Genomic DNA, 23,862 nt, shown 5'->3' with positions numbered 1-23,862 from the left:
GGTCGGTGAGTAGCCTCGCGCCGGTGTGGAGGGTGCGGCGGGCCTTGTAGAGCGGGTCGTTCTTGCGCCCGCGCCGCCCGTGGAGGCGCTGCTGGACGCGGCGGCGGCAGACATCGAGCGCGTCGCCGGCGAGGCGGACGACATGGAACGGGTCCATCACGGCCGTCGCGTCCGGGAGCTCTTCGGTGGTGGCGGTCTTGAACCCGGTGAACCTGTCCATCGCGACGACCTCAACCCCGTCCCGCCAGTGCTGGGGACGGGTGGCGAGCCACGTCTTGAACACCGCCTTGGAGTGGCCCTCGACCATGGCCAGCAACCTGGACGGGCCCGTCTTCTCCCGCACCGGGGTGAGATCGATGATGACGGTGACGTACTTGTCGCCGAGGCGGGTGTGTCGCCAGACGTGCTCGTCGACGCCGATCACCCGGACGCTGTCGAACCGGGCGGGATCATCGATCAGCACGCGCTTGCCTTCGGCGAGGACCGCAGCGTTCGCGGTGTGCCAGCCGACGCCGAGACCGGCGGCGACGCGGGACACGGTGAGATGGTCGATCACGAGCGCCTCGAGCGCCCACCGTATCCCTCCGCGGGACAGCTTGCCCCGCTCCGGCGCCGCCGCGGTGATGTCCTCCCGCCAGGAGCGCCCGCACCCGGGACACTTCTAGCGGCGGACACGGACGAGCAGCGTGGTCGGGCGATGCCCGAACGGCTCGTGCGCGAGACGACGTGTGTCCGTCCCACGCGAGAGCGCCTGACTGCCACGGCCCCGGCACCACGGATCCGGCTCCGCGACCCGGCACTCGATCACCGCCCGATCCGGCTCGAGCCGCTGGCCAACGGCCACAAGGCCGAGCTCATCGAGACGGCAGAACACCGTCAGGTCAGGAGTCGCGAAGGTAGCGTGGAGCACGTCCAGGTCTTCCGGCAGATGGGCAGCGTAGGAACTTCCATCCTCGGGAGGCCTCGACCCCTATCCCACCATCGACGCGCTCAACCACCTACCCCCTCATCTGCGAAGAGCCGCTTTACTGCGACGCCACCTTCGTCACCGTTGATGCTGTCACCCGCGGGATAGCCGAACCCCCTTGGTTCAACATCGACCGAGCTACTCAACGTTCAGGGGCCTGAGCCCGGTTCGATACCGGCTCAGGCCCCTGAACGGCTTATCCTCGCTGTTGCTGCTCGTCCAGCTCCAGGGAATCGAAGAAGTTCCCCCACACTAGATAGTGACGCAACCGGTCCCTGACCGCTCCTCCGCAAATATAATGCCCCAAACCCAGGATACGGTCACAGCGAGACAGTACGTGCCGCGGCCGCGGTTAGGCACGGCGACGCCGTAGCCCGGGTACGTACCGGCCGCACGGTGCGTATACGTGATCGTCGAGTGTCTCCCATCGGAGTATCCCTGGATGGTCAGCACCGATGTCGCACCATCGCAGCGCGCTCTTGGAAACAGGATTATGTTCCCGGATGATCCATCGACCTCATGTGTCACACTTGGCGTGCAGGTTGTCGCTGCGGCATGCGCCGCCGAAGGTGTGAATATCCCTGCTCCGACCGTCGCGGCGATGACGCCGTAGATCCAGAACTTTCTGCGCAAGCTCATGAATTCTCCCACTCTTATTAGAAAGGACACCCGGTGCCTGCGGAAACGCTATCTTGGCGACTTCCGGTCGGCAGGGTGTAAGATGCGATTGTTCGGGCGCATACGCTGTTTCCGGATACTGCGGCACTGACGGTTGCTCCGTTGCAGACCAGTGTGCTCTGCTGAGATGAGCACTCTCGATAAGATGAACCCTGGTTCCAACCATCAACGTACAGAACAATCGTCACAGATACTCGTGTTCCCGCAGGAAGGCGGCAGTCGGCTAGTCCTGTGGCTGTCTTGACGGCTCCTGTTCCTACAATGGCCCTTGGGGTGCACCCATGTTGGAATGCGGTTAGTGCGGGCGGGCTACTTTCGGGTGTTGCAGCCGTCGCCTGCGCTGCCGGCGCCGCCTGGAGTAGTGCGAGTGCAATGGCGCCGATTAGAACAAGAGCCGCCAGTGGCTTCTTTCGAAGGGTTTTAAGGGACTCGTCTGAAGTGATTGACAATGCGCGATCCGCTCCTCGTTGTGCTGTGGCTAGCCAAGATCATCCGTGCGTTATCCGCTGCGCGTCGAGCTGGCTTCGTTTCCTTAGTTACGCACAGTGCCAGAGGTAGAACGGGGGCGTCAAGAGTCGGTCTGGCACGAATTTACGAGGGGTGCGAGATCCCGGCAACCTCGGTGCGGTCGACCGCGCCGCCGACGCGGCGGGAGTCGATGCCGTGGTGCTCACAGGCCGCACGGTCGACCTGTACAAGTCCGAGGTTGTCCGGCTCTTCACGAACGAGGGTGTAGGCGGGGTCTGAGGCCGCCGGTCTCGAGCAGGGATCTCGCGACCCCAAGTTGATCGACCCATGCGGATCTAGCGGGCGCTCACGTTCCCCGCACGTTGTCGGGCGTATTGGTTGGCTGATCGACAGTGCGGCGTGGAGCGAGGAGGGCACGCCTTCACGCTTGCGCACGCTTCGCGTGTTCGCGCCGGTTATGCAGAGTCTCTAAACTAGTCATGGTTGCCAGCATCTGTCTGTACGATCTCGCGTCGAAGTGCGGCGGACGCTGTCCAGAGGCCCGGCGGGGCTGGGGAAGCCAACGGCACGGGCACGTCGCTTCTGATTCTCGCACGCGGAGGCCGGCGGGGCCGTGAGGCGATGGGAAGCGCAGGGGCTGACTGAGGCGACGCGCTGACGTACCTCGCGAGGGTCTGATCATCAAGTAAGCGCTTGGCGAAGTGCTCGCGCGGATTCGCTCCTTCGGGTAGTTCTGCCCGATCACGAATCGGTAAAGCTGAGTGGAGTGGCGGGTGAGCAGGCGAACGCGAGCCTAGGGTGTACGCATGGCAGAGCCCCTGGTCGTCATGGAAGACGTGCAGAAGCACTACGGAGATTTCCACGCGCTGAAGGACATCGACCTCACGGTGCACCGCGGCGAGGTCGTCGTGGTGATCGGTCCCTCCGGCTCCGGCAAGTCCACGCTCTGCCGCACCATCAACCGCCTGGAGACGATCACAAGCGGCTCTATCAGGATCGACGGCGCTGAGCTGCCCAAGGAAGGGAAGGCACTCGCCGACCTGCGTGCAGAGGTGGGCATGGTGTTCCAGTCCTTCAACCTCTTCGCCCACCTGACGATCCTCGAGAACGTCACGCTCGGCCCCATCAAGGTGCGAGGCCTGAAGAAGGCGGATGCCGAGAAGGAGGCGCGGGCTCTTCTCGAGCGCGTCGGTGTCGGCCACCAGGCAGAGAAGCTGCCGGCGCAGCTTTCGGGCGGTCAGCAGCAGCGCGTGGCGATCGCGCGCGCCTTGGCGATGCGTCCGAAGGTGATGCTGTTCGACGAGCCCACGAGCGCCCTCGATCCCGAGATGATCAACGAGGTGCTCGACGTCATGATCTCGCTCGCGAAGGACGGCATGACCATGATCGTCGTCACCCACGAGATGGGCTTCGCGCGAAAGGCCGCCAACCGCGTCGTCTTCATGTCCGACGGACAGATCGTCGAGGAGGCCCCGCCCGAGCAGTTCTTCACGAACCCCCGCAGTGAGCGCGCCAAGGACTTCCTTTCGAAGCTGATCACGCATTGACGTGCAGTCGCGGCTCCTCCGCGGCCATGACGACCTCACCCAACCAAGGAGGAATCACATGAACAAGTCCCGCATCTTGACGGGCGCCGGGCTCGGGCTGACCGCCCTGCTCGCGCTGACCGCCTGCAACAGCGGATCGCCGACCGCCCCCGGCGGCGCCGGCGAGGAGCCCGGCGGCGAGGGCCTCTGGGATGTCGCGGAGGACGTGAACCTCGAGGGCAGCCCCACGTTCGAGCGCATGAGCCAGGCCGGCGAGATCGTCATCGGCGTGAAGAACGACCAGCCGGGCCTCGGCTACGAGGACCCCGTGTCGGGCGATCGCACCGGCTTCGACGTCGACATCGCGCGCTGGATCGCAGCATCCCTCGGGTTCGATGAGGATGCCATCGAGTGGAAGACGATCCCCTCCGCCAACCGCGAGCAGGAGATCATCAACGGCGGCGTCGACTTCTACGTCGGCACCTACTCGATCACCGAAGGACGCGACGAGGTCATCGACTTCGCCGGTCCGTACTTCATCACGGGGCAGGGGCTCCTCGTGGCCGCCGATGACGACTCGATCAACGGCCCGGACGATCTCGCTGACAAGACCACCTGCTCGGTGACGGGTTCGACCCCGCTGCAGCGCATCCGCGAGGAATACGGCGGTGACGTCGTCGAGCGCGGCACCTACTCCGAGTGCGTCGAGAACCTCCTCCAGGGACAGGTCGACGCCATCACGACCGACGAGGCGATCCTCGCCGGCTACGTCGCAGAGCGCCCCGACGAGCTGAAGCTCGCCGGCTCGCCGTTCAGTGAGGAGCGCTACGGCGTGGGCATCGCGGAAGGCGACACGGCGCTGCAGGACCACATCAACAACCTCTTCACCGAGGGCGGCGACGTGTGGACGGCGCTGTACGAGCGTTACCTCGAGCCGGCCGGCGTCGAGGCGACCCAGCCGCAGGTCGACTGATGCGGTGCGGGGCGGTTCCCCCGCGGACCGCCCCGCACACCCTTCTCTGCTGATCCTCTGCTGAGAATCCGAGACGCGCGAAAGGAGCGGCGTGGGCGTCATCACGGATCACCTCGACCTCTGGGGCGAGGCGTTGCTCGGCACCCTGAAGCTCTTCTTCGGGGGTGGGCTGCTGGCCATCCTGCTGGGCACCATCGTCGGCGCCATGCGCGTCTCTCCCATCCCCATCGCCCGTGGTGTCGGCGCGTTCTATGTCAACACGATCCGGAACACCCCGTTGACGCTGGTGTTCTTCGGGTTCTCTTTCGCGTTGCCGCCCTTGCTCGGCATACGCCTGGACTTCACGCTGCTCGGCATCTTCGCGCTCGGTGTCTACACCGCGACATACGTGGCGGAGACGATCCGTTCCGGCATCAACACGGTCCCCGTCGGGCAGGCGGAGGCGGCCCGCGCCATCGGCCTGAGCTTCGGTCAGGTGATGGGCCTCGTGGTGCTCCCCCAGGCGTTCCGATCGGTGATCCCGCCGATGATGAGCGTCTTCATCGCTCTCCTGAAGAACACGACAGTGGCCGCCGGATTCTCCGTGCTCAACCTGGGCTCCCTCCGTGACTGGATGAGCGAGCGCGGCGAGAACCAGCTCGTCGTGATCCTGTGGGTCATGGTGGTCTTCGTCGTCCTGGTGGCCCTGCTGTCCTGGGCGCAGAACACCCTCGAGAAGCGATGGGCGGTGGCCCGATGAGCGGCAGCGTTCTCTACGACGTCCCCGGACCGCGCGCGGTCCTGCGCAACCGGGTGCTCGGCATCGTCACCGTCCTGGTGCTGCTGGCCATCCTCGGATGGCTGCTCTGGAGGCTGTGGGCCACGGGGCAGTTCACGGCGTCCAAGTGGGAGGCGTTCACATATACGCAGGTGTGGGCGCAGGTGTGGGCGGCGACGCTGCGCACTCTCGCGGCGTTCGGACTCGCTGCCGTGGGGGCCCTCGCGCTCGGCTTCGTCCTCGCGATCGGACGCCTCTCGGACCACGCCTGGTTGCGCTGGCCGGTCACCTTCGTGACCGAGTTCCTCCGCGCCGTGCCGGTGCTGGTGATGATGTTCCTGCTCTATTACGGCCTGCCGGTGATCGGCATCCGAATGGACAATTACTGGGTGGTCGTGATCGCCCTCGTGGCGTACAACGGCTCCGTGCTCGCCGAGGTCATCCGCGCCGGGGTCGAGGCGCTACCGCGCGGCCAGCGAGAGGCCGGGTACGCGATCGGCCTGCGCAAGTCGGGAGTCATGCGTCTGATCCTGCTGCCGCAGGCTATCCGCGCGATGATGCCCGTGATCCTGGCGCAGCTCGTCGTGACTCTGAAGGACACCGCGCTCGGCTTCATCATCACGTATGAGGAGCTGCTGTTCTACGCGCGCTTCATCGGGTCGCGCGCTCCGCTCGACTCGCCCATCGTGCCGGCCACCATCGTGGTGGGAGCCATCTACATCGGGCTCTGCCTGATCCTCTCGGGAATCGCTCGTCTCGTCGAGAAGCGCATGCAGAAGTCGCCCCGCGTGCGTGCTGCACGCGAGGCTGTGGGGCCGCGCCTGCACGAGTCGACCAACACCGAGCTGCTCGCGGCGCAGGATCTGAACGAGCTCACACGCACGAGTGCTCCCAGCGAGTCCGGAGACGAGCCGCCGCGCGGGCGCCCGCGCTGATCGCGGCGCCTCCGTAGGACGGGGAGCGAGACCCGGGAGGGGCGCGCTCGCGGACGCCCGTCAGCGGGCACGCGGCGTGCGCGGGCCGCGGATAGACTCGGTTCTCGTGCCTGACGTTCCCGAGATCACCCCCGAGGCGGTGGAAGCGGCGGTCGCCGACGCTCTCGCCGCGTTCGCCGCGGCCCCCGACACCGCTTCCCTCAAGGCCGCCCGCGCGGCCCACGCGGGGGACGGCTCCCCGCTCGCGGCGCTCAACGCCCAGATGCGGCACGTGCCGAACGAGCGCAAGGCGGAGTTCGGGAAGCTGATCGGCGGCGCGCGCGGTCGGGTCGCCCAGGCCCTGGCGGCGCGCGAGGCCGAGCTGGCCGAGGCCGAGACGGCCGCGCGGCTGGAGGCCGAGCGCGTCGACATCACGGCCGTCGCGTCGCGCACCCGGGTCGGTGCGCGGCATCCCATGAGCCTGCTGCAGGAGCAGATCAGCGACGTCTTCGTCGGCATGGGGTGGGAGATCGCGGAGGGACCGGAGCTCGAGCACGAGTGGTTCAACTTCGACGCGCTGAACTTCGACGAGGATCACCCCGCCCGCCAGATGCAGGACACGTTCTTCGTGGATCCGGTCGCCCGTCACCTCGTGATGCGCACGCACACGAGCCCCGTGCAGGTGCGCTCGATGCTGGAGCGCGACCTGCCCATCTACATCCTGTGCCCCGGTCGCGTGTACCGCACGGACGAGTTCGACGCGACGCACCTGCCCGTCTTCACGCAGGCCGAGGGTCTCGTGGTCGACAAGGGCATCACGATGGCGCACCTCAAGGGCACGCTCGACCACATCGCCAAGGCGCTGTTCGGCGCGGAGGCGAAGACGCGCCTGCGCACCAACTACTTCCCGTTCACCGAGCCGTCGGCCGAGTTCGACCTGTGGCACCCGACCTTCAAGGGCGGCGCGCGCTGGATCGAGTGGGGCGGCTGCGGCATGGTCAACCCGAACGTGCTGCGCGCGGCGGGCATCGACCCCGAGGTCTACTCCGGGTTCGCCTTCGGGATCGGGATCGAGCGGGCGCTGATGTTCCGCTCCGACGTGCAGGACATGCGCGACATGGCCGAGGGCGATGTGCGCTTCAGCGAGCAGTTCGGGATGGTGGTGTGATGCGCGTCCCCCTGTCGTGGCTGCGTGAATACGTGGACGTGCCGACCGAGGCTACCCCCGAGGACATCCTCGCGGCGCTGGTGTCCGTCGGGTTCGAGGAAGAAGAGGTCATCCGCTTCGAGCTGAGCGGACCGGTCGTGGTCGGCCGGGTGCTCTCGTTCGAGGCCGAGCCGCAGAAGAACGGCAAGACGATCCGCTGGTGCCAGGTCGACGTGGGCGAGGCGGAGCCTCGCGGCATCGTGTGCGGTGCCGGCAACTTCTTCGAGGGCGACAAGGTCGTCGTGTCGCTGCCGGGCGCCGTGCTGCCGGGGCCGTTCCCGATCTCGGCGCGCAAGACCTACGGGCACGTGTCGGACGGCATGATCGCCTCGGCGCGCGAGCTGGGTCTCGGCGAGGAGCACAGCGGCATCCTGCGCCTGGCGGAGCTCGGGCTGGACCCCGAGCCGGGCGTCGACGCGATCGCGCTGCTGGGTCTCGACGACGTCGCGGTCGACGTGAACGTGACGCCGGACCGCGGCTACGCGATGTCCATCCGTGGCATCGCGCGCGAGTACTCCCACGCGACCGGCGCGGCCTTCCGCGATCCCGCCGTCCGCGACGACCTCGGCTCCGGTTCGGGTTTCTCGGTGTCCGTCGACGACCCGGCGCCCATCCGGGGCCGCGGCGGCGTGACGGAGTTCGTCACGCGCGTCGTGCGGGGGGTCGACCCCTCGCGCCCGACACCGCCCTGGATGATCGCCCGCCTCGCGCTCGCGGGCATCCGGTCGATCTCGCTGCTGGTCGACATCACGAACTACGTGATGCTCGAGCTCGGCGGCCCCATCCATGGGTACGACCTGAGCAAGCTGACGGGCGGCATCACGGTGCGCCGCGCGCGCGAGGGCGAGACGCTCGAGACGCTCGACGGGCAGGTGCGCCGACTGCACGCGGAGGATCTGCTCATCACCGACGAGTCCGGCCCCATCGGCCTGGCGGGTGTCATGGGCGGCGCGAAGACCGAGATCGGCGATGCGACGACCGACGTGCTCATCGAGGCGGCCGTGTTCGACACGGTGTCCATCGCGCGCACGGCGCGCCGGCACAAGCTGCCCAGCGAAGCCTCCCGTCGGTTCGAGCGCGGCGTCGACCCGCTGCTGCCGGCGGCCTCCGCGCAGCGCGTCGTGGACCTCATGGTCGAGCTCGCGGGCGGCACCGCCGACGCGCTGGGCAGCGCTCTGGGCGCGTCGTACGCGCCGCACCCGATCGCGCTGCCCGCGCGCTTCGTCCAGGGGCTCGTCGGCGTGGACTACGCCGCGTCGCGGATCGCCGAGACGCTCACGCTGATCGGGTGCGAGGTCGTCGAGACGGCGGAGGGGTGGACCGTCGCCCCGCCGTCGTGGCGCCCGGACCTGACCGACAAGTGGACGCTCGCCGAGGAGGTCGCGCGTATCGACGGGGTCGACAAGATCCCGTCCGTGCTGCCCACCCCGCCCTCCGGTCGCGGTCTCACGCCGGCGCAGCAGGGCCGTCGCCGCGTGGCGAACGCGCTCGCCGCGGCGGGTTTCGTCGAGACGCCGTCGTTTCCGTTCGCGTCGCAGGAGCAGAACGACCTGCACGGGTCCGCCTCCGGCGAGAGCCTGCCGGCCGTGCGCCTCGCGAACGCGCTGGACGGCCAGACGCCGTTCCTGCGCCGCTCCCTCGTGCCGGGCCTCCTGCAGACCGCGCACCGCAACGTCGCGCGCGGCCTGACGGATCTCGCGCTGTTCGAGGTCGGCGCCGTGTTCCTGCCCCGGCCGGGCGTGGAGTACGGCACGTCCTCCGTGCCCCCGCTCGCGGTGCGCCCGGACGATGCCACGCTCGCGGAGCTGAACGCGTCCATCCCGCCGCAGCCGCGCCACGTGGCGCTCCTGCTGGCCGGCGCCGTCTCGACCAAGCAGCCCGGCCGCGACGCCGAGCCGGCCGGGCTCGAGGTCGCGCTCGACGCGGTGCGCGTCATCGCCGCCGCGGCGGGCGTGGAGATCGAGGTCGTCCAGGCGCGGCGCGCGGCCCTGCATCCGGGACGCACGGGCGCGCTCACGGTCGCCGGAGCCGACGGTGAGCGCACCGAGGTGGGCTATGTCGGCGAGCTGCTGCCCGCCGTCGCCGCCGACGCGGATCTGCCGGGACGCGTGACGGTCGCCGAGCTCGACCTCGACGCGATCCTCGCGCTGGCCGGCGAGCGCGTGACCGTCGCGTCCCTGTCGACGTTCCCGGCCGCGACGCAGGACGTCTCGCTCGTCGTGGACGCCGCGCTGCCCGCCGCGGAGCTGCGCCGCACGCTCGTCGAGGGGGCCGGCGAACTGCTCGAGAGCATCCGCCTCGTCGACGACTACCGCGGCGCCGGCGTGCCCGACGGCGCCAAGAGCCTCACGTTCGCGCTGCGCTTCCGCGCATCCGACCGCACCCTCACGGCGGCCGAGGCCTCCGAGGCCAAGCTGGCCGGCGTCGCGCTCGCCGCCGACCGCCACGGCGCCACGCTGCGCGAATAGCCCTCCCGACGCCGAGAATCCGTCCCCGCGCCGAGCATGCGTGTAACCGACGCATTGCCGGCGCGGGGACGTATTGTCGCGGGGAGCGGGCGCGTCACGCGCGGAGGGCGGAGCGGAGCGAGAGCAGGGGCGCGGCCGAGCGCGGACGGACGCGCGGAACGCCGGCGCCGAGCAGGATGGCCTCCAGCTGCGGAGGATCGTTCACCTCCTCGGCGCCCCAGCGCGCGAAGCCCGCGGCGGCACGACGCAGCTCGTCCTCGCGCCGTTTCTCGCGCCAGAGGCGCCGACTGTCGTCGCCGAACGTCCCGTCGTATTTGATCCGTCCGTCGGCTTCGCCGATCACGTCGGGGCCGCGCCAGTACATGTCGCTGCGATACTCGCCGCCATCCGCGGCGGGGAAGGCCACCTGAAGCTCGGGCTCGGGGAACCCGAGCCACTCCACGATGGCGCGGCTCAGGGACTCCAGCGCCGTCTCCGCGAGCGGAGTGGCGCGCTCGATCGCCCAGCGTGCGCGCGCTCGCCCTCGAGAACTGGCCCTGCTCTCGTTCGTGTCGGCGAGCACACCCGGGTCGGACCGCCCTGTCAGCCGGAGAGTTGCGTCGGCCGCCATGAGCGCGACGGCGGGATGGCGGTGCCGAGCGAGGTCGACGGCGGTGTCCTCCGCCGACAGCAGGAGCAGCCCGCCCTCGGACACCACGTCGCGCTCCTCGCTCGTGACGTGCAAGCGGACGTCCCCGACCCGGCGGCCGGCGGTGCTCCTGCTGAGCACGTGGATCTCGGCGAGCGATCCGGTGACCGGCAGCCCGAGCAGCACCGCCGCCGACTCGAGGCAGTACACGGCGTTCGGGCACTTCAGCGCGTGCGCGTGGACGCGGGCGAGGTAGCGCTGCCACGGCGGCAGCGGATCCCACAGGTGGGAGGGCGCGTAGACGCCGTGGGCGACGCGGCGGACCTCCCCACGCCGGTGCGCCACATCCAGGCGCATCGCGGCGAGGTCCGGACGCAGGAGCGGGACGGGGGAAGGCAGCAGGGCCGGAGGTGCGATTCGTGTGTCACTCATGTCCAGCACGCTGGCCCGCGCACGCGCGTCGTAGGCCCCGGGGCGCCCGATCCGTGCACTTCGCGCGCCGATTTCACGCCTGTGAGCGAGCCGTCACCGCTCGCCACGACAATTCGTCCCCGCGCCGACAATCCGTGCCCGCGCCGAGAATGCGTGGACCACACGCATTCTCGGCGCAGGGACGGATTGTCGCGGGTGGGGCGGTGGGTGGGCGTCAGCCGGTGCCGTGGGCGCCGCGGAGCGGGACGAAGCGGACCGCGCCGAGGTCGTCGACCGTGACGTCGGAGCCGTGCTTCGTGACGCGGACGAGCTGCTGCCAGCCGGCGCTGCGCTCGAGGGGCATGACGATGCGGCCGCCCTCGGCGAGCTGGTCGATCCAGGGGCGGGGGATGTCGGGGCCCGCGGCCGCGGCGAGGATCGCGTCGAACGGCGCATGCTGCTCGAGCCCGAGCGTGCCGTCGCCGGTCACGACGTGCACGTCGTGGACCCCGGCGGCCGCCAGCCGACGCCGAGCGTCGTCGGCGAGCTCGGGGACGAACTCGACCGACCAGACCTCGCCGACGATCGCGGCGTAGACCGCGGCGGCGTAGCCCGAGCCGGTGCCGACGTCCAGCACGCGGTCGCCCGGGCGCAGGCCCGCCGCCTCGGCGGTGAGGGCCACGATGTAGGGCTGCGAGATCGTCTGTCCGCCGCCGAGCGGCAGCGGGGAGTCGGCGTACGCGTCGCGGGCGAGAGCGGGCGGCAGGAACGCCTCGCGCGGCACGGACCCCATCGCGTCCAGCACCCGCCGGTCGCGGATGCCGCGCGCCTCCAGGTGCCACTCGACCATCCGCCGACGCTCGGCCGCCCGTTCGGCTGCCGGCGCGGCTTCCTGCTGCGCCGCGGGATCGGAGGAGTGCTCGAAGGCGTCTGCGGTCATGGCCTCACCGCCATCAGGCTACGCTCGCGGCCGCGCCCGCGGTAGTCAGCGCGAGGGCCAGCGCCATGCCGGCCGGTCGAGCGGCTCCTGCCCCTCGATGCGCGTTCCGCCGCCGTCCGAGCGGAAGCCGACGACGTCGGCGCCCGCTGCGGCGAGCGCATCGCGCAGCTGTTCGGAGTGCGTCACGACGAGCACCTGAGAGTCGTCCGAGGCAGCGATCACCAGCTCCGCGAGGGCGCCCAGGAGGTCGGGATGCAGGCTCGACTCGGGCTCGTTCAGCACGACGAACGGCGCGCGACGGGCCGGCAGGAGCGCCGCGATGAGCAGCAGGTACCGCAGCGTGCCGTCGGACAGCTCGGACGCGTCGAGCGCGCGCAGGAGGCCGGGCTGGCGCATCGTCAGCCGGAAGCGGCCGGCCTCGGCTTCGATGCGCACCCGCCCGCCGGGGAACGCGCGGGCCACCTCGCGCTCAAGCTGGGCCGCATGGCCCGCGTCCTCGGAGGAGGCCCAGGCCGCGGCGAGGTCGGAGCCGTCGTGCGCGAGGCTGGCCGTGCGCGTGCCGATCTGGGGGCGCCGGATGGGGGAGTCCCGATCGGTGCGGAAGTGATCGTAGAAACGCCATCCCGACAGCTGGCGCCGCAGCGCGAGCAGCTCGAGCGTCGCGTCGGCGTCGGCCGTCTCGGTCAGGATCGACTCGTGCGGCGCCAGGTGCTGCGTGAGGCTGCGCCACGTCGTGTCCCGCACGCGGACGCCCCCGCGGTCCCGGTCGACGAAGAGCGTCGCGGGCTTCGCCACCGGGCCCGCGAACACCTGCTCGCGCTTGATCTCCGGGTCCCGCGCGAAAGGCGAGGCGCCGTCCGTCTGCGGCAGGCCCAGGTCGACGAGGTAGCCGAGCTCGCTCGAGGCGAAGCCGAGGCGCAGCGAGACGGGCCGGGTGCGCACCGTGCCCTGCACGCTCGCCGACCCGCCCCCCGTGAGGTCGACCGGGCTCTCCGGGCCGGCCCACAGCGCCGAGTCGAAGCCGCCCTCGGCCGCGATCGCGGCGACGGTCCGACCGGATGCTGCCGCCGCGAGCAGCTGGAGCGCGCGGTACAGGCTGCTCTTGCCGGATCCGTTCGGTCCCGTCACGACGGTCGCCCGCCCGACCGGCATCACGAGGTCCACGAGGGAGCGGTATCCGGACACGGCGAGCGTCGTGATCATGGCTCCATCCTGCCCGGGGCCACAGACACGCGCCCCGGCCTGCGGGCCACGGACGGTCGCCCGTCCGGCAGGCCGCGGGCGCGCCCGCCCGACCACCCGCGCACGCCGCGGCACCCGCCGAAGTTGCGGCGCCCCCACGCGCCCGCTACGCTCGCCGCATGCCGACCGGTGCCGCGATGCCTCCGCTCCCCGTGAGCGTCGTCGCGCGCCGACGTCTCCGTGGCCGCCGAATCTCGGCGACGCCGCTGAGCTCTCGCGCCTGAGCGCGATCGAGCAGGCCTCGAGGGGCCCGGCGGTGTCGCCGCCTCCGGCCCCCGCCCACGGACAATAAGGTAGAACCCATGACCTATTCGGTCGCCGTCTCCGGCGCTTCAGGCTATGCCGGCGGTGAGCTGCTGCGGCTCCTCGCCGCTCACCCCGATGTCGAGATCCGCACCGTCACCGCGCACTCCAACGCCGGTCAGCCGCTCGTCGCGCACCAGCCCCACCTGCGCTCGCTCGAGCACCTGACCCTGCAGGACACCACCCCGGAGACGCTCTCCGGCCACGACATCGTGTTCCTCGCGCTGCCGCACGGCCAGTCCGGCCAGTACACGGATGCGCTCGAGGACGTCTCGCTCGTCATCGACTGCGGAGCGGACCATCGCCTCACGGGGCAGGACGACTGGGACGCCTTCTACGGCGGCGCGTTCAACGAGCCGTGGGCCTACGGCGTGCCCGAGCTGCCGGTCGGCGCGGTCGGGGGAGGGACACCGACCGGAAAGCAGCGCGACCGGCTCGTCGGCGCGACGCGCATCGCCGCGCCCGGCTGCAACGCCTCCACGGTGAGCCTGAGCCTGGCCCCGGGCGTCGCCGCGGGCGTCATCGACGCCGGCGACATGGTGAGCGTGCTCGCGGTCGGACCGTCGGGCGCGGGCAAGAGCCTCAAGACGCACCTGCTCGGCAGCGAGATCCTCGGATCTGCCAACCCGTACGCGGTCGGCGGATCGCATCGGCACATCCCCGAGATCCGCCAGGCCCTGCGCGAGGCGGGCGCGACCGGCGACATCCGGCTCTCGTTCACGCCCGTGATCGTGCCCATGGCGCGCGGCATCCTCGCCACCAGCACCGCGCGCATCGCGCCCGGCGTGACGGATGCGCAGATCCGCGAGGCGTGGGAGGCCGCCTACGGCGACGAGACCTTCGTGCAGTTGCTGCCCGAGGGCAGCATGCCGCGCACGGCCGATGTGCTGGGCGCGAACACCGCGCTCATCGGGCTCGCGGTCGACCGGGCGGCGGATCGCGTCGTCGTGGTCACGGCCGTCGACAACCTCACCAAGGGCACCGCGGGTGCGGCGATCCAGTCCATGAACATCGCGCTCGGCCTGCCCGAGGGGCGCGCGCTGAGCGTGAACGGAGTCGCACCGTGAGCGTGACCGCCGCCCAGGGGTTCGAGGCGGCCGGCGTCGCCGTCGGCCTGAAGTCCACCGGCGCGAAGGATGTCGCCGTGGTCGTGAACCGGGGACCGCTCAAGACGGGCGCCGCCGTGTTCACGACGAATCGCGCGAAGGCCAACCCGATCCTGTGGTCGGAGCGCGCCGTGGCGGACGGCGTCGTCGAGGCCGTCGTGCTCAACTCCGGCGGGGCGAACTGCTTCACGGGCGCGTTCGGCTTCCAGACCACGCACCAGACCGCCGAGCGCGCCGCGGAGCTGCTGGACGTCGCCGCGGGCGACGTGCTGGTGTGCTCGACCGGGTTGATCGGCACGGGCGACGAGGCGTTCCGTGCGAAGGTGCTCGAGGGCACCGAGGCCGGCATCGCGGCGCTGTCCGCCGCGGGCGGCCAGGACGCGGCCGAGGCCATCATGACCACGGACACGGTTCCCAAGACGGCCGTGCGGACGCGCGACGGCTGGACGATCGGCGGCATGGCCAAGGGGGCGGGGATGCTCGCGCCGGGCCTGGCGACGATGCTCGTCGTGATCTCGACGGACGCGGTGCTGGACGCCGCGCAGGCCGACGCGCACCTGCGGGCGTCGACCCGCGTGAGCTTCGACCGGCTCGACTCCGACGGCTGCATGTCGACGAACGACCAGGTCACGCTCCTGGCCAGCGGCGCGTCGGGCGTGGAGCCGGACGAGGCGGCGTTCCGGGAGACGCTGATCGACCTGTGCCGGGAGCTGGCCCGCAAGCTGCAGGACGACGCGGAGGGCGCCAGCCACGCCATCACGATCGAGGTCGTCGGCGCGGCGAGCGAGGAGGACGCGGTCGAGGTCGGGCGGTCGGTCGCGCGCAACAACCTCTTCAAGGCCGCGATCTTCGGCAACGACCCGAACTGGGGCCGCGTGCTCGCCGCGATCGGCACCACGCAGGCCGCGTTCGACCCCTACGACGTGGACGTGTCGATGAACGGCGTGCGCGTGTGCACGAAGGGCGGCCCCGACCGGCCGCGCGAGGAGGTGGACCTGACGCCGCGCGCCACGCACGTCCTGATCGACCTGTGCGCGGGCGAGGCGACCGCCACCATCCTCACGAACGATCTGACCCACGACTACGTGCACGAGAACAGCGCCTACTCCTCATGAACCACGTCGATCTCCAGGACACCAGCCCCGAGGAGGCCGCCGCCAAGGCCGCCACCCTCATCGAGTCGCTCCCGTGGGTGAAGCGCTACCGCGACGAGATCGTGGTCGTGAAGTACGGCGGGAACGCGATGATCAGCGAGGAGCTGCAGGACGCCTTCGCCCAGGACATCGCATACCTGCGGTACGTGGGGGTGCGGCCCGTGGTCGTGCACGGCGGCGGCCCGCAGATCTCGAGCATGCTCGACCGCCTCGCGATCCCGAGCGAGTTCAAGGGCGGATACCGCGTCACCAGCACCGAGGCGATCAGCGTCGTCCGCATGGTGCTCACCGGGCACATCAACCCCCAGCTCGTGGCGAAGATCAACTCCCACGGGCCGCTCGCGACCGGCCTGAGCGGTGAAGACGCCGGCCTGTTCGGCGGCCGGAAGCGCGGCGTCGTGATCGACGGGGTGGAGGAGAGCCTCGGCCGCGTGGGCGACGTCGTGCGCGTCGACCCGACCGCCGTGCTCGACCATCTCGACGCCGGCCGCATCCCGGTCGTCTCGAGCATCGCGCCCGACCTCGACAACCCCGGCCACTCGCTCAACGTCAACGCGGATGCCGCCGCCTCGGCGCTCGCGGTCGCGCTCAGGGCGCGCAAGCTCGTGGTGCTGACGGATGTCGCGGGGCTCTACGCCGACTGGCCCAACCGCGACTCGCTCGTGTCCCATCTGACCTCGACCGAGCTGCGCGCGATGCTGCCGAAGCTCGAGTCGGGGATGATCCCGAAGATGCAGGCGTGCCTGGATGCCGTCGAGGGCGGCGTTCCCACCGCCGCGATCATCGACGGCCGCGTGCCGCACTCGGTGCTCGTCGAGCTGTTCACGAGCAAGGGCATCGGCACGGAAGTGATGAAGGGATAGCGATGATGACGACCGGTTGGCAGGAGGACGCGGCGCGCGACCTGCTGAGCCTCGGCGGGCGGCTCGCGCTGCTGACCCGCGGCGAGGGCTCGCACGTGTGGGACGCCGACGGCCGGCGCTACCTCGACTTCCTCGGCGGGATCGCCGTCAACTCGCTCGGGCACGCGCACCCCGTGTTCGCCGAGACGGTCGCGCGTCAGGCGCGCACGCTGGCGCACGTGTCGAACTACTTCGCCACGCCGCAGCAGCTGGAGCTCGCCGCGCGCCTCAAGGAGCTCGCCGGCACCGGCCCGCAGGGGCGCGTGTTCCTCGCGAACTCGGGCACCGAGGCGAACGAGACCGCCATCAAGCTCGCGCGCCTGCACGACCGCGACGGACTGATCGTGAGCCTCGACGGAGCCTTCCACGGCCGGTCGACCGGCGCGCTCGCGCTCACCCCCAAGGAGGCGTACCAGGACCCGTTCCGGCCGCTGCTGCCCGGCACCCGGCACATCGCTCCCACGGTCGAGGCGCTCGAGGACCTCTTCGCCGCGGGCGAGCGGATCGCAGCGCTGTTCGTCGAGCCGATCCAGGGCGAGGCCGGGGTGCTGCCGCTGCCCGACGGGTACCTGCGGCGCGCCCGGGAGCTCACGTCCGCGCACGGCGCGCTGCTGATCCTGGACGAGGTGCAGACCGGCATGGGCCGCACCGGGCACTGGTTCGCGTTCCAGGCCGAGGGCATCACTCCTGACGCCATCACGCTCGCCAAGGGCATCGCGGCCGGGTTCCCGCTCGGCGCGCTCGTCACCTTCGGTGCGGCGAGCGAGCTGTTCTACCCCGGCACGCACAACTCGACGTTCGGCGGCAACCCGCTCGCGAGCGCCGTCGCGAGCGCCGTCATCCAGGAGATCCAGGACCGGGGCCTGCTCGACAACGTCACGGCGCGCGGCGCCCAGCTACGCGACGGCGTGGCGCGGCTGCCGCTCGTCGCCGGCACGCGCGGCGCGGGCCTGCTGATCGGGATCTCGTTGACGCACCCGGTCGCCGCCGAGGTGCGGGCCGCCGCCCACGAGCGCGGCCTCATCGTCAACGCGCCCACGGACGACACCATCCGCATCGCCCCCGCGTACACGATCGGCGACGCCGAGGTCGAGGAGTTCCTCGCCCTCTTCTCCGCGGCGCTCGACGAGGTCGCCTCGACCCACGCGGCGACCGACTCCCGCACCCCGGACTCCGACACCCCCGCCTCCCGCACCCCCGACGACACCTCAGACGACAAGGCCTCCGCATGACCCGGCACTTCCTGCGCGACGACGACATCACGCCTGCCGAGCAGGCCGAGATCCTGGATCTGGCGGCCCGCCTGAAGAAGGACCGCTGGGCCGACAAGAGCCTCGCCGGCCCTCAGACGGTCGCCGTGATCTTCGACAAGTCGTCGACGCGCACGCGCGTGTCCTTCGCGGTCGGCATCGCCGACCTCGGGGGATCGCCCCTGATCATCTCGACGGCCAGCAGCCAGCTCGGCGGCAAGGAGACCCCCGCCGACACCGCTCGCGTCCTCGAGCGCCAGGTCGCCGCCATCGTGTGGCGCACGTACGCGCAGTCGGGCCTGGAGGAGATGGCGCAGAACACGATCGTCCCCGTCGTCAACGCGCTCAGCGATGACTTCCACCCGTGCCAGCTGCTCGCCGACCTCCTCACCATCCGCGAGCACAAGGGCAAGCTGGCCGGCCTCACGCTGTCGTTCTTCGGCGACGGGCGCAGCAACATGTCCCACTCGTACGCGCTCGCGGGCGTCATGGCGGGCATGCACGTGCGGATCGCGTCGCCCGAGTCGTACGCGCCGCGCGAGGACGTCGTCGCCGACGCGGACCGCATCGCGCGCGAGACCGGCGGATCCCTCACGCTGCTCACCGACCCCGTCGAGGCCGCCGCGGGCGCCGACGTGATCGTGACGGACACCTGGGTGTCGATGGGCAAGGAGGAGGAGAAGCTGGCGCGCCTGCGCGATCTGGGCGCCTACAAGGTGACGCAGGAGACGATGTCGCTGGCCGATCCCGAGGCGATCTTCATCCACTGCCTCCCCGCCGACCGAGGCTACGAGGTGGACGCTGACGTGATCGACGGTCCCCAGAGCGTCATCTGGGATGAGGCCGAGAACAGGCTGCACGCCCAGAAGGCGCTGCTGGTGTGGCTGCTGCGGCAGGCCTGACCGGCTGGATCTCCTCGCGTCGGGCGCGGCTCGACGGGCACGGGCGCGAGCCCGGGGTCGACCTCGCCCGGGGTCTCGCCGTCATCGGCATGTTCGCGGCGCACCTGCTCGACACGAGCGCGCTGGTCTGGGACGACCCGGAGACGTGGACGGACGTGGTCAACGGCCGTTCCTCGATCCTGTTCGCCACGCTCGCGGGCGTCTCGCTCGCCCTCCTGACGGGCGGGGCCCGGCCCGCCGACGGTGCGCGCCTGCGGGAGGCGCGGATCCGGATCGCGGTGCGCGCGGTCTGGGTGTGGGCGCTGGGGATGCTGCTCGTGCAGCTGCAGACGCCCGTGCTGGTGATCCTGCCGGCGTATGCCATCCTCTTCCTCCTCGCGCTGCCGGCCCTGCGCCTGCGGGCGCCGTGGCTGTTCGCGCTCGCGGCCTTCGTGGCGGTGACGATGCCCTTCCCGGTCTTCGCCATCAACGGCTGGAGCGGATGGGGAGCCCCGGGCGGCGAGGAGCTGGCCCACGCCCTCGGATGGCACTATCCGTTCCTCCTGTGGATCGCGTTCGTGCTCGCGGGCCTCGCCGTCGGCCGGATGTCGTTCTCCCGCCCCCTGACCGCGGGGCTGTTGCTCGTCGCGGGCATCGTGCTCGCGGGCATCGGGTACGGCGTGGTGGGGCGCTGGGGCGCCCTCGCGCTGGCCGACTCGCTGTGGGGCGGTGCGCTCTCGGGCGCCGCCCACTCCAGCGGCGTGGGTGAGGCGCTCGGGTCGGGGGGCTTCGCGATCGCGGTCATCGCGCTGTGCGCGCTGCTGTGCGCGACGCCCGCGCGCTGGCTCGTGCTGCCCCTGCGAGCCGTCGGCGCCATGCCCCTCACGGCGTACACGGCGCAGCTCGTCGCCTGGGCCCTGCTGCAGCCGGCCCCCCAGCCGTGGGGGCCCGACATCGAGGCGTTCCGCGCGACGGAGCCCTTCTGGCCCTTCACGATCGCGACGATCGTGGGATGCACGCTGTGGTCGCTGTTCGTCGGCCGCGGCCCGCTCGAGTGGGCCATGATGGCCACCGCCCGCCTCGCGGCGCGCCCGTTCGCGGCGACCACGCGGCGGGACCGATAGCGGCGCGGACCGCCCGCGTCCACCCCCTGCCGCCGGCAGCCGAACGGCGCGAGGGTGGGGCGATGAGCAGCACCCGCCCCTCGCGCCTCGCGGCGAACGCCTGGTCGGGCGCGCTCTTCGGCGTGGGCCTGGCCGGGTTCTTCGACGAGGTCGTCTTCCATCAGCTGCTGCGCTGGCACCACTTCTACGACCTGGGGACCACCGCCGCGGGCCTGATCTCCGACGGCCTGTTCCACGCCTTCAGCTGGTTCGCCACGATCGCCGGGCTGTTCCTCCTGGCCGATCTGCGGCGCACCGGATCGCTGTGGTGGCGGCGCTGGATCGGCGGAGTGCTGACGGGTGCCGGCGCCTTCCAGCTGTACGACGGCACGATCCAGCACAAGGTCATGCGCATCCACCAGATCCGCTACGTCGACGACCTGCTGCCGTACGACCTCACGTGGAACCTCATCGCGGTCGTCCTGCTCGCCGCCGGCATCGGGCTGCTCCTCGCCACGCGCCGGCGCGCGAGGCCAGGCGGCGACGCGAGGGGCGATGCGGCCAGGGCCGGCGAGGCCGGGGCCGGCGGGGAGCGCGCGTGACGGGGGAGGCCCTCGCCGCCGCCCACGCGGGGCACGGCGGGCTGTCCCTGGACGCCGTGCTCGTGCTGTGCGCGGCGATCGCCACGGCCGCGTACCTGGCCGGCACGGTCGCCTCCCGTCGCCGTGGCCGTCCCTGGCCGCTGCACCGGGCCGTCCTGTGGTGTGCGGGGATCGCCGCGGCGACGATCTCCGTGGCCGGCCCGCTCGCCCAGGCGACGCACGAGAGCTTCGTCGCACACACGTGGGCACACCTGCTGGGCGGCATGCTCGCACCGCTCCTGCTCGCGCTCGCCGCACCCGTCACGCTCGCGCTGCGCTCGCTGGCTCCCACCCCGGCCCGCCGGATCTCCCGCCTGCTGCGCAGCCTGCCCGCGCGCTTCCTCGTCCATCCGGTGACGGCAGCGGTGCTGACCGCCGGGGGACTGTGGCTGATCTACCTCACCCCCGTCCACGACGCCATGCGCGCCAGCGCTCTCGTGCACATCCTGGTGCACGGCCACCTGCTGCTCGCCGGCTTCGTCTTCGCCGTCGCGATCCTCAGCACCGAGCCATCCCCGCACCGGGCTCCGCGCGTCCTGCGAGCGGTCGTGCTCATCCTCGCCGTCGCGTCCCACGCCATCCTCGCCAAGCACCTGTACGCGCATCCGCCCGCGGGCCTCGCGGTCGACGACGTGCGCGCGGGCGCGCAGCTGATGTACTACGCGGGCGCAGGGATCGAGGCCGCCCTGATCGCGCTCTTCTGCGCGGGCTGGTACCGCGAGGCCGGACGCGCCCGCACTCGGGGCGGGGAGGGACGGGACGCACCGCTCGCTAGGCTGGACGGGTGACTACAGGCGAGCAGAACGGGACGTCCCCCGGCCCGATGGACGGCGACACGGGTGGCGGCGAGACGGATGGCGGCGAGACGGGGGACCGGCGCAAGACCGTCGAGGGGGCGCTCTGGGGCGCACGCTTCGCGACCGGGCCCTCGCCGGAGCTGGAGGCCCTGAGCCGCTCGACGCACTTCGACTGGCAGCTCGCGCTCTACGACATCGCCGGCTCCCACGCCCACGCGAAGGCGCTCGCCGCGGCCGGCTACCTCGAGCCGGACGAGGAACGCCGCATGCACGAGGGGCTCGACGCGCTCGCCGCGGCTGTCGCGGACGGGAGCCTGGTCGCGCGCCCCGGGGACGAGGACGTGCACGGTGCGCTGGAGGCCGCGCTCATCGACGTCGTCGGCGCCGACCTCGGAGGCCGCCTGCGGGCCGGCCGCAGCCGCAACGACCAGATCGCGACCCTCGTGCGCATGTACCTCCTCGATCGCGCCCGCGTCATCGCCAAGGACGTGCTCGGACTGATCGACGCGCTCGTGGCGCAGGCCGACGCCCACCCGCGCGTCATCCTCCCCGGCCGCACGCACCTGCAGCACGCCCAGCCCGTCCTGCTGGCCCACCACCTGCAGGCGCACGCGTGGCCCCTCGTGCGCGACCTCGAGCGCCTGCGCGACTGGCGCGCCCGGGCCGCCGTGTCGCCGTACGGCGGGGGAGCGCTCGCCGGTTCCACGCTGGGTCTCGATCCGCAGCTCGTCGCGACCGAGCTGGGCCTCGACCGTCCCGCCGAGAACTCGCTCGACGGCACGGCCGCGCGCGACGTGGTCGCGGAGTTCGCGTTCATCGCCGCGCAGATCGGCATCGACGTCTCGCGTTTCGCGGAGGAGATCATCCTCTGGAACACGCGCGAGTTCGGCTTCGTCACGCTCGACGACGGCTACTCGACGGGCTCGAGCATCATGCCGCAGAAGAAGAACCCCGACATCGCCGAGCTCGCCCGCGGCAAGGCCGGCCGGCTCGTGGGCAACCTGACGGGCCTGCTGACCACGCTCAAGGGCCTGCCGCTGGCGTACAACCGCGACCTGCAGGAGGACAAGGAGCCCGTCTTCGACTCCGTCGCCACGCTCGAGGTGGTGCTCCCCGCTTTCACGGGCATGGTCGCGACCATGCGCTTCGACGCCGATCGGATGGCCGAGCTGGCCCCCCAGGGCTTCTCACTCGCGACGGACGTCGCCGAGTGGCTCGTCAAGCGCCGCGTGCCGTTCCGCGAGGCGCACGAGATCTCCGGCGCGCTGGTACGCGCCTGCGAGGAGCGCGGCATCGGCCTCGAGGACGCGTCGGACGAACTGCTCGCCGCCGTCTCGCCGCACCTGACACCCGAGGTGCGCGAAGTCCTCTCGATCGAGGGCTCGGTCGCCAGCCGCAACGGCGTCGGCGGCACCGCGCCCGAACGCGTCGCGGAGCAGCGCGCCGAACTCGTCGCCCGGGCCCAGGCCGCCGCGCACGCCCTCGGGCACTGATTTCAGTTTTTTCCGCGCTCTTTTTCTCCCACGCTGTTTTCTTTTTCTCCCACGCTGTTCTTTTTTCCTCCCACGCTGTTCTTTCCTCCCACGCTGTTCTTTTTCCTCCCGCTCGTCGGGCCCCGAGGGGCCGCTCCTCGGGGGAGGCGCTTCGCTTCGCTCCGCGCGCCGGCGCTGCGCGCCTGGTGGCGGGCGCACTCGCGCCCGCACGCTCGCGCTTCGCGCTCGCACCGGGTTGAGGTGGGCGGGTTGAGGTGGGCGGGTTGCGGTGAGGTGGTTCCTCTCCCGGTCGTTGAGCGGAGCGGCGGAGCCGCGGAGTCGAAACGGGTTGAGCGGAGCCGCGCAGCGGTGGAGTCGAAACCGAGGTGGGAGGGGCGGGTGGGGCTTGGCTTCGACTCGCTGCGCTCGCTCAGCCCGTTTCGACTTCGCTTCGCTCCGCTCAACGACCGGGTTCGGGGTCTCCGGTTGCGCGCTCAACAAGGGAGCGTGGTGGGATGGTGCTCAGGTTCCGCTCGTTGAGCGGAGCCGCGCAGCGGTGGAGTCGAAACCGGGGCGGGAGGCGCGGGGCGGGCCCGGGGCTTTGTCTGCTCGTTGAGCGAGCCGGAGGCGAGTCGAAACGCGGCCCCGAACTTGCGCCGGGGGCTGACCGTATCCGGTGGGGCGGCCCCCGCACTCCTCGTCCCCAACACGCGTCCGGGGCGGGTTGTCCACGGGTTCGGTTTTCGGGTGTGGATCGGCGGTTTCCCCGGGTCTCGAATGTCGGTGGCCCCGCCTACCGTGGGGGGTATGGAACAGCGGTACGCGACCAGTGACGAGGGGCGGGACGTCCTCGCTTCGGTCGGCGCGTTGCGTGCCCTGGTTCAGCAGACCGGGGCTCTGGCGGACGCCGATCTGGTCGCCGCGGTGGGCACGGTGGAGGCGTTGGGGCGGATGGTCGACGCCGCCCGAGTGCGTCTGGCCGGCGAGGTGGACGTCCGGTCTGCCCGCGACTCCGAGGACCGCCTCTCGGCGAAGTTCGGGTGCCGCAACGGGGTGGAGCTGCTCGAGCGCACC

Annotated in this window: 19 protein-coding genes and 2 pseudogenes; 17 read left to right on the top strand and 4 right to left on the bottom strand. The window is 71.3% G+C overall.

What is annotated here, in order from left to right:
• A pseudogene (locus IEX37_RS14865) lies at positions 1 to 910 on the bottom strand (ISL3 family transposase); the annotation flags it as partial.
• Positions 911 to 2,236: 1,326 nt separating this feature from the next.
• Here IEX37_RS14865 and IEX37_RS14860 point away from each other — a divergent pair.
• From IEX37_RS14860 to pheT, 7 genes and pseudogenes are all read left to right on the top strand, one after another.
• Positions 2,237 to 2,368: pseudogene (locus IEX37_RS14860) on the top strand (TrmH family RNA methyltransferase); the annotation flags it as partial.
• Between the two features lie 551 nt (positions 2,369 to 2,919).
• The gene (locus IEX37_RS14855) at positions 2,920 to 3,660 is read left to right on the top strand and encodes an amino acid ABC transporter ATP-binding protein (protein WP_373286273.1); all 741 of its coding nucleotides are present in this window, start codon (positions 2,920 to 2,922) and stop codon (positions 3,658 to 3,660) included.
• Between the two features lie 58 nt (positions 3,661 to 3,718).
• Positions 3,719 to 4,612 carry a glutamate ABC transporter substrate-binding protein gene (locus IEX37_RS14850; protein WP_188757150.1) on the top strand — a complete coding sequence of 298 codons (894 nt, stop codon included), beginning with the start codon at positions 3,719 to 3,721 and terminating at the stop codon, positions 4,610 to 4,612.
• A 91-nt stretch (positions 4,613 to 4,703) separates the two neighbouring features.
• Entirely contained in the window at positions 4,704 to 5,351 is a 648-nt protein-coding gene (locus IEX37_RS14845; protein ID WP_188757149.1) for an amino acid ABC transporter permease, read from the top strand.
• Complete coding sequence (locus IEX37_RS14840; RefSeq protein ID WP_308421679.1) at positions 5,348 to 6,304, top strand: amino acid ABC transporter permease; 957 nt, start codon at positions 5,348 to 5,350, stop codon at positions 6,302 to 6,304. The genes IEX37_RS14845 and IEX37_RS14840 overlap by 4 nt, the downstream gene beginning before the upstream one ends.
• A gap of 106 nt (positions 6,305 to 6,410) precedes the next feature.
• Positions 6,411 to 7,451, top strand: a complete 1,041-nt coding sequence (pheS, locus tag IEX37_RS14835; RefSeq protein WP_188757147.1) for a phenylalanine--tRNA ligase subunit alpha — start codon at positions 6,411 to 6,413, stop codon at positions 7,449 to 7,451.
• A complete protein-coding gene (gene pheT / locus IEX37_RS14830) occupies positions 7,451 to 9,958 on the top strand; it encodes a phenylalanine--tRNA ligase subunit beta (protein WP_188757146.1) in 2,508 nt (835 codons plus the stop codon). The genes pheS and pheT overlap by 1 nt, the downstream gene beginning before the upstream one ends.
• A gap of 94 nt (positions 9,959 to 10,052) precedes the next feature.
• Here pheT and IEX37_RS14825 read toward each other — a convergent pair whose 3' ends face one another.
• The 3 genes from IEX37_RS14825 to IEX37_RS14815 all read right to left on the bottom strand — a co-directional run bounded on the left by IEX37_RS14825 (position 10,053) and on the right by IEX37_RS14815 (position 13,140).
• On the bottom strand, positions 10,053 to 11,018 hold the full coding sequence (locus IEX37_RS14825) for a hypothetical protein (protein WP_188757145.1): 966 nt from the start codon (positions 11,016 to 11,018) through the stop codon (positions 10,053 to 10,055).
• 214 nt (positions 11,019 to 11,232) lie between these two features.
• Positions 11,233 to 11,937 (bottom strand): protein-L-isoaspartate(D-aspartate) O-methyltransferase, encoded by a 705-nt coding sequence (locus IEX37_RS14820; RefSeq protein ID WP_229663302.1) that lies wholly within the window; start codon positions 11,935 to 11,937, stop codon positions 11,233 to 11,235.
• 45 nt (positions 11,938 to 11,982) lie between these two features.
• Complete coding sequence (locus tag IEX37_RS14815) at positions 11,983 to 13,140, bottom strand: AAA family ATPase (RefSeq protein WP_188757144.1); 1,158 nt, start codon at positions 13,138 to 13,140, stop codon at positions 11,983 to 11,985.
• A 341-nt stretch (positions 13,141 to 13,481) separates the two neighbouring features.
• Here IEX37_RS14815 and argC point away from each other — a divergent pair, with 341 nt between their 5' ends.
• The 10 genes from argC to IEX37_RS15880 form a co-directional block, all read left to right on the top strand.
• On the top strand, positions 13,482 to 14,549 hold the full coding sequence (gene argC / locus IEX37_RS14810; RefSeq protein WP_188757143.1) for an N-acetyl-gamma-glutamyl-phosphate reductase: 1,068 nt from the start codon (positions 13,482 to 13,484) through the stop codon (positions 14,547 to 14,549).
• On the top strand, positions 14,546 to 15,703 hold the full coding sequence (gene argJ / locus IEX37_RS14805) for a bifunctional glutamate N-acetyltransferase/amino-acid acetyltransferase ArgJ (RefSeq protein WP_188757142.1): 1,158 nt from the start codon (positions 14,546 to 14,548) through the stop codon (positions 15,701 to 15,703). Before argC ends, argJ begins: the two co-directional genes overlap by 4 nt.
• The gene (gene argB / locus IEX37_RS14800; protein ID WP_188757141.1) at positions 15,700 to 16,605 is read left to right on the top strand and encodes an acetylglutamate kinase; all 906 of its coding nucleotides are present in this window, start codon (positions 15,700 to 15,702) and stop codon (positions 16,603 to 16,605) included. Before argJ ends, argB begins: the two co-directional genes overlap by 4 nt.
• Positions 16,606 to 16,607: 2 nt before the next feature.
• Positions 16,608 to 17,876 (top strand): acetylornithine transaminase, encoded by a 1,269-nt coding sequence (locus IEX37_RS14795; RefSeq protein ID WP_373286272.1) that lies wholly within the window; start codon positions 16,608 to 16,610, stop codon positions 17,874 to 17,876.
• Complete coding sequence (argF, locus tag IEX37_RS14790; RefSeq protein ID WP_188757140.1) at positions 17,873 to 18,796, top strand: ornithine carbamoyltransferase; 924 nt, start codon at positions 17,873 to 17,875, stop codon at positions 18,794 to 18,796. Before IEX37_RS14795 ends, argF begins: the two co-directional genes overlap by 4 nt.
• Positions 18,775 to 19,899 (top strand): heparan-alpha-glucosaminide N-acetyltransferase domain-containing protein, encoded by a 1,125-nt coding sequence (locus IEX37_RS14785; protein WP_229663301.1) that lies wholly within the window; start codon positions 18,775 to 18,777, stop codon positions 19,897 to 19,899. Before argF ends, IEX37_RS14785 begins: the two co-directional genes overlap by 22 nt.
• Before the next feature lie 62 nt (positions 19,900 to 19,961).
• Complete coding sequence (locus IEX37_RS14780) at positions 19,962 to 20,480, top strand: DUF2243 domain-containing protein (RefSeq protein WP_188757139.1); 519 nt, start codon at positions 19,962 to 19,964, stop codon at positions 20,478 to 20,480.
• Complete coding sequence (locus tag IEX37_RS14775; protein WP_229663300.1) at positions 20,477 to 21,307, top strand: cytochrome c oxidase assembly protein; 831 nt, start codon at positions 20,477 to 20,479, stop codon at positions 21,305 to 21,307. The genes IEX37_RS14780 and IEX37_RS14775 overlap by 4 nt, the downstream gene beginning before the upstream one ends.
• Before the next feature lie 35 nt (positions 21,308 to 21,342).
• Complete coding sequence (argH, locus tag IEX37_RS14770; RefSeq protein WP_188757154.1) at positions 21,343 to 22,809, top strand: argininosuccinate lyase; 1,467 nt, start codon at positions 21,343 to 21,345, stop codon at positions 22,807 to 22,809.
• A gap of 786 nt (positions 22,810 to 23,595) precedes the next feature.
• A partial coding sequence (locus IEX37_RS15880; RefSeq protein ID WP_194461751.1) for a hypothetical protein occupies positions 23,596 to 23,862 on the top strand: 267 nt, incomplete at its 3' end.

The organism is Microbacterium album (assembly GCF_014643695.1).
Classification (GTDB): Bacteria; Actinomycetota; Actinomycetes; order Actinomycetales; family Microbacteriaceae; genus Microbacterium; species Microbacterium album.
Note: the sequence above shows the minus strand (reverse complement) of the source record. Positions and strands in the feature narration are given on the sequence as shown.

What these genes read in the sequence shown, in the direction of transcription:
- IEX37_RS14855 (WP_373286273.1), top strand. Translation starts at nt 2,920, where the DNA reads ATGGCAGAGCCCCTGGTCGTCATGGAAGACGTGCAGAAGCACTACGGA.
- IEX37_RS14850 (WP_188757150.1), top strand. Translation starts at nt 3,719, where the DNA reads ATGAACAAGTCCCGCATCTTGACGGGCGCCGGGCTCGGGCTGACCGCC.
- IEX37_RS14840 (WP_308421679.1), top strand. Translation starts at nt 5,348, where the DNA reads ATGAGCGGCAGCGTTCTCTACGACGTCCCCGGACCGCGCGCGGTCCTG.
- pheT (WP_188757146.1), top strand. Translation starts at nt 7,451, where the DNA reads ATGCGCGTCCCCCTGTCGTGGCTGCGTGAATACGTGGACGTGCCGACC.
- IEX37_RS14825 (WP_188757145.1), bottom strand. Translation starts at nt 11,018, where the DNA reads ATGAGTGACACACGAATCGCACCTCCGGCCCTGCTGCCTTCCCCCGTC.
- IEX37_RS14820 (WP_229663302.1), bottom strand. Translation starts at nt 11,937, where the DNA reads ATGACCGCAGACGCCTTCGAGCACTCCTCCGATCCCGCGGCGCAGCAG.
- IEX37_RS14815 (WP_188757144.1), bottom strand. Translation starts at nt 13,140, where the DNA reads ATGATCACGACGCTCGCCGTGTCCGGATACCGCTCCCTCGTGGACCTC.
- argC (WP_188757143.1), top strand. Translation starts at nt 13,482, where the DNA reads ATGACCTATTCGGTCGCCGTCTCCGGCGCTTCAGGCTATGCCGGCGGT.
- argB (WP_188757141.1), top strand. Translation starts at nt 15,700, where the DNA reads ATGAACCACGTCGATCTCCAGGACACCAGCCCCGAGGAGGCCGCCGCC.
- IEX37_RS14795 (WP_373286272.1), top strand. Translation starts at nt 16,608, where the DNA reads ATGATGACGACCGGTTGGCAGGAGGACGCGGCGCGCGACCTGCTGAGC.
- argF (WP_188757140.1), top strand. Translation starts at nt 17,873, where the DNA reads ATGACCCGGCACTTCCTGCGCGACGACGACATCACGCCTGCCGAGCAG.
- IEX37_RS14780 (WP_188757139.1), top strand. Translation starts at nt 19,962, where the DNA reads ATGAGCAGCACCCGCCCCTCGCGCCTCGCGGCGAACGCCTGGTCGGGC.
- argH (WP_188757154.1), top strand. Translation starts at nt 21,343, where the DNA reads ATGGACGGCGACACGGGTGGCGGCGAGACGGATGGCGGCGAGACGGGG.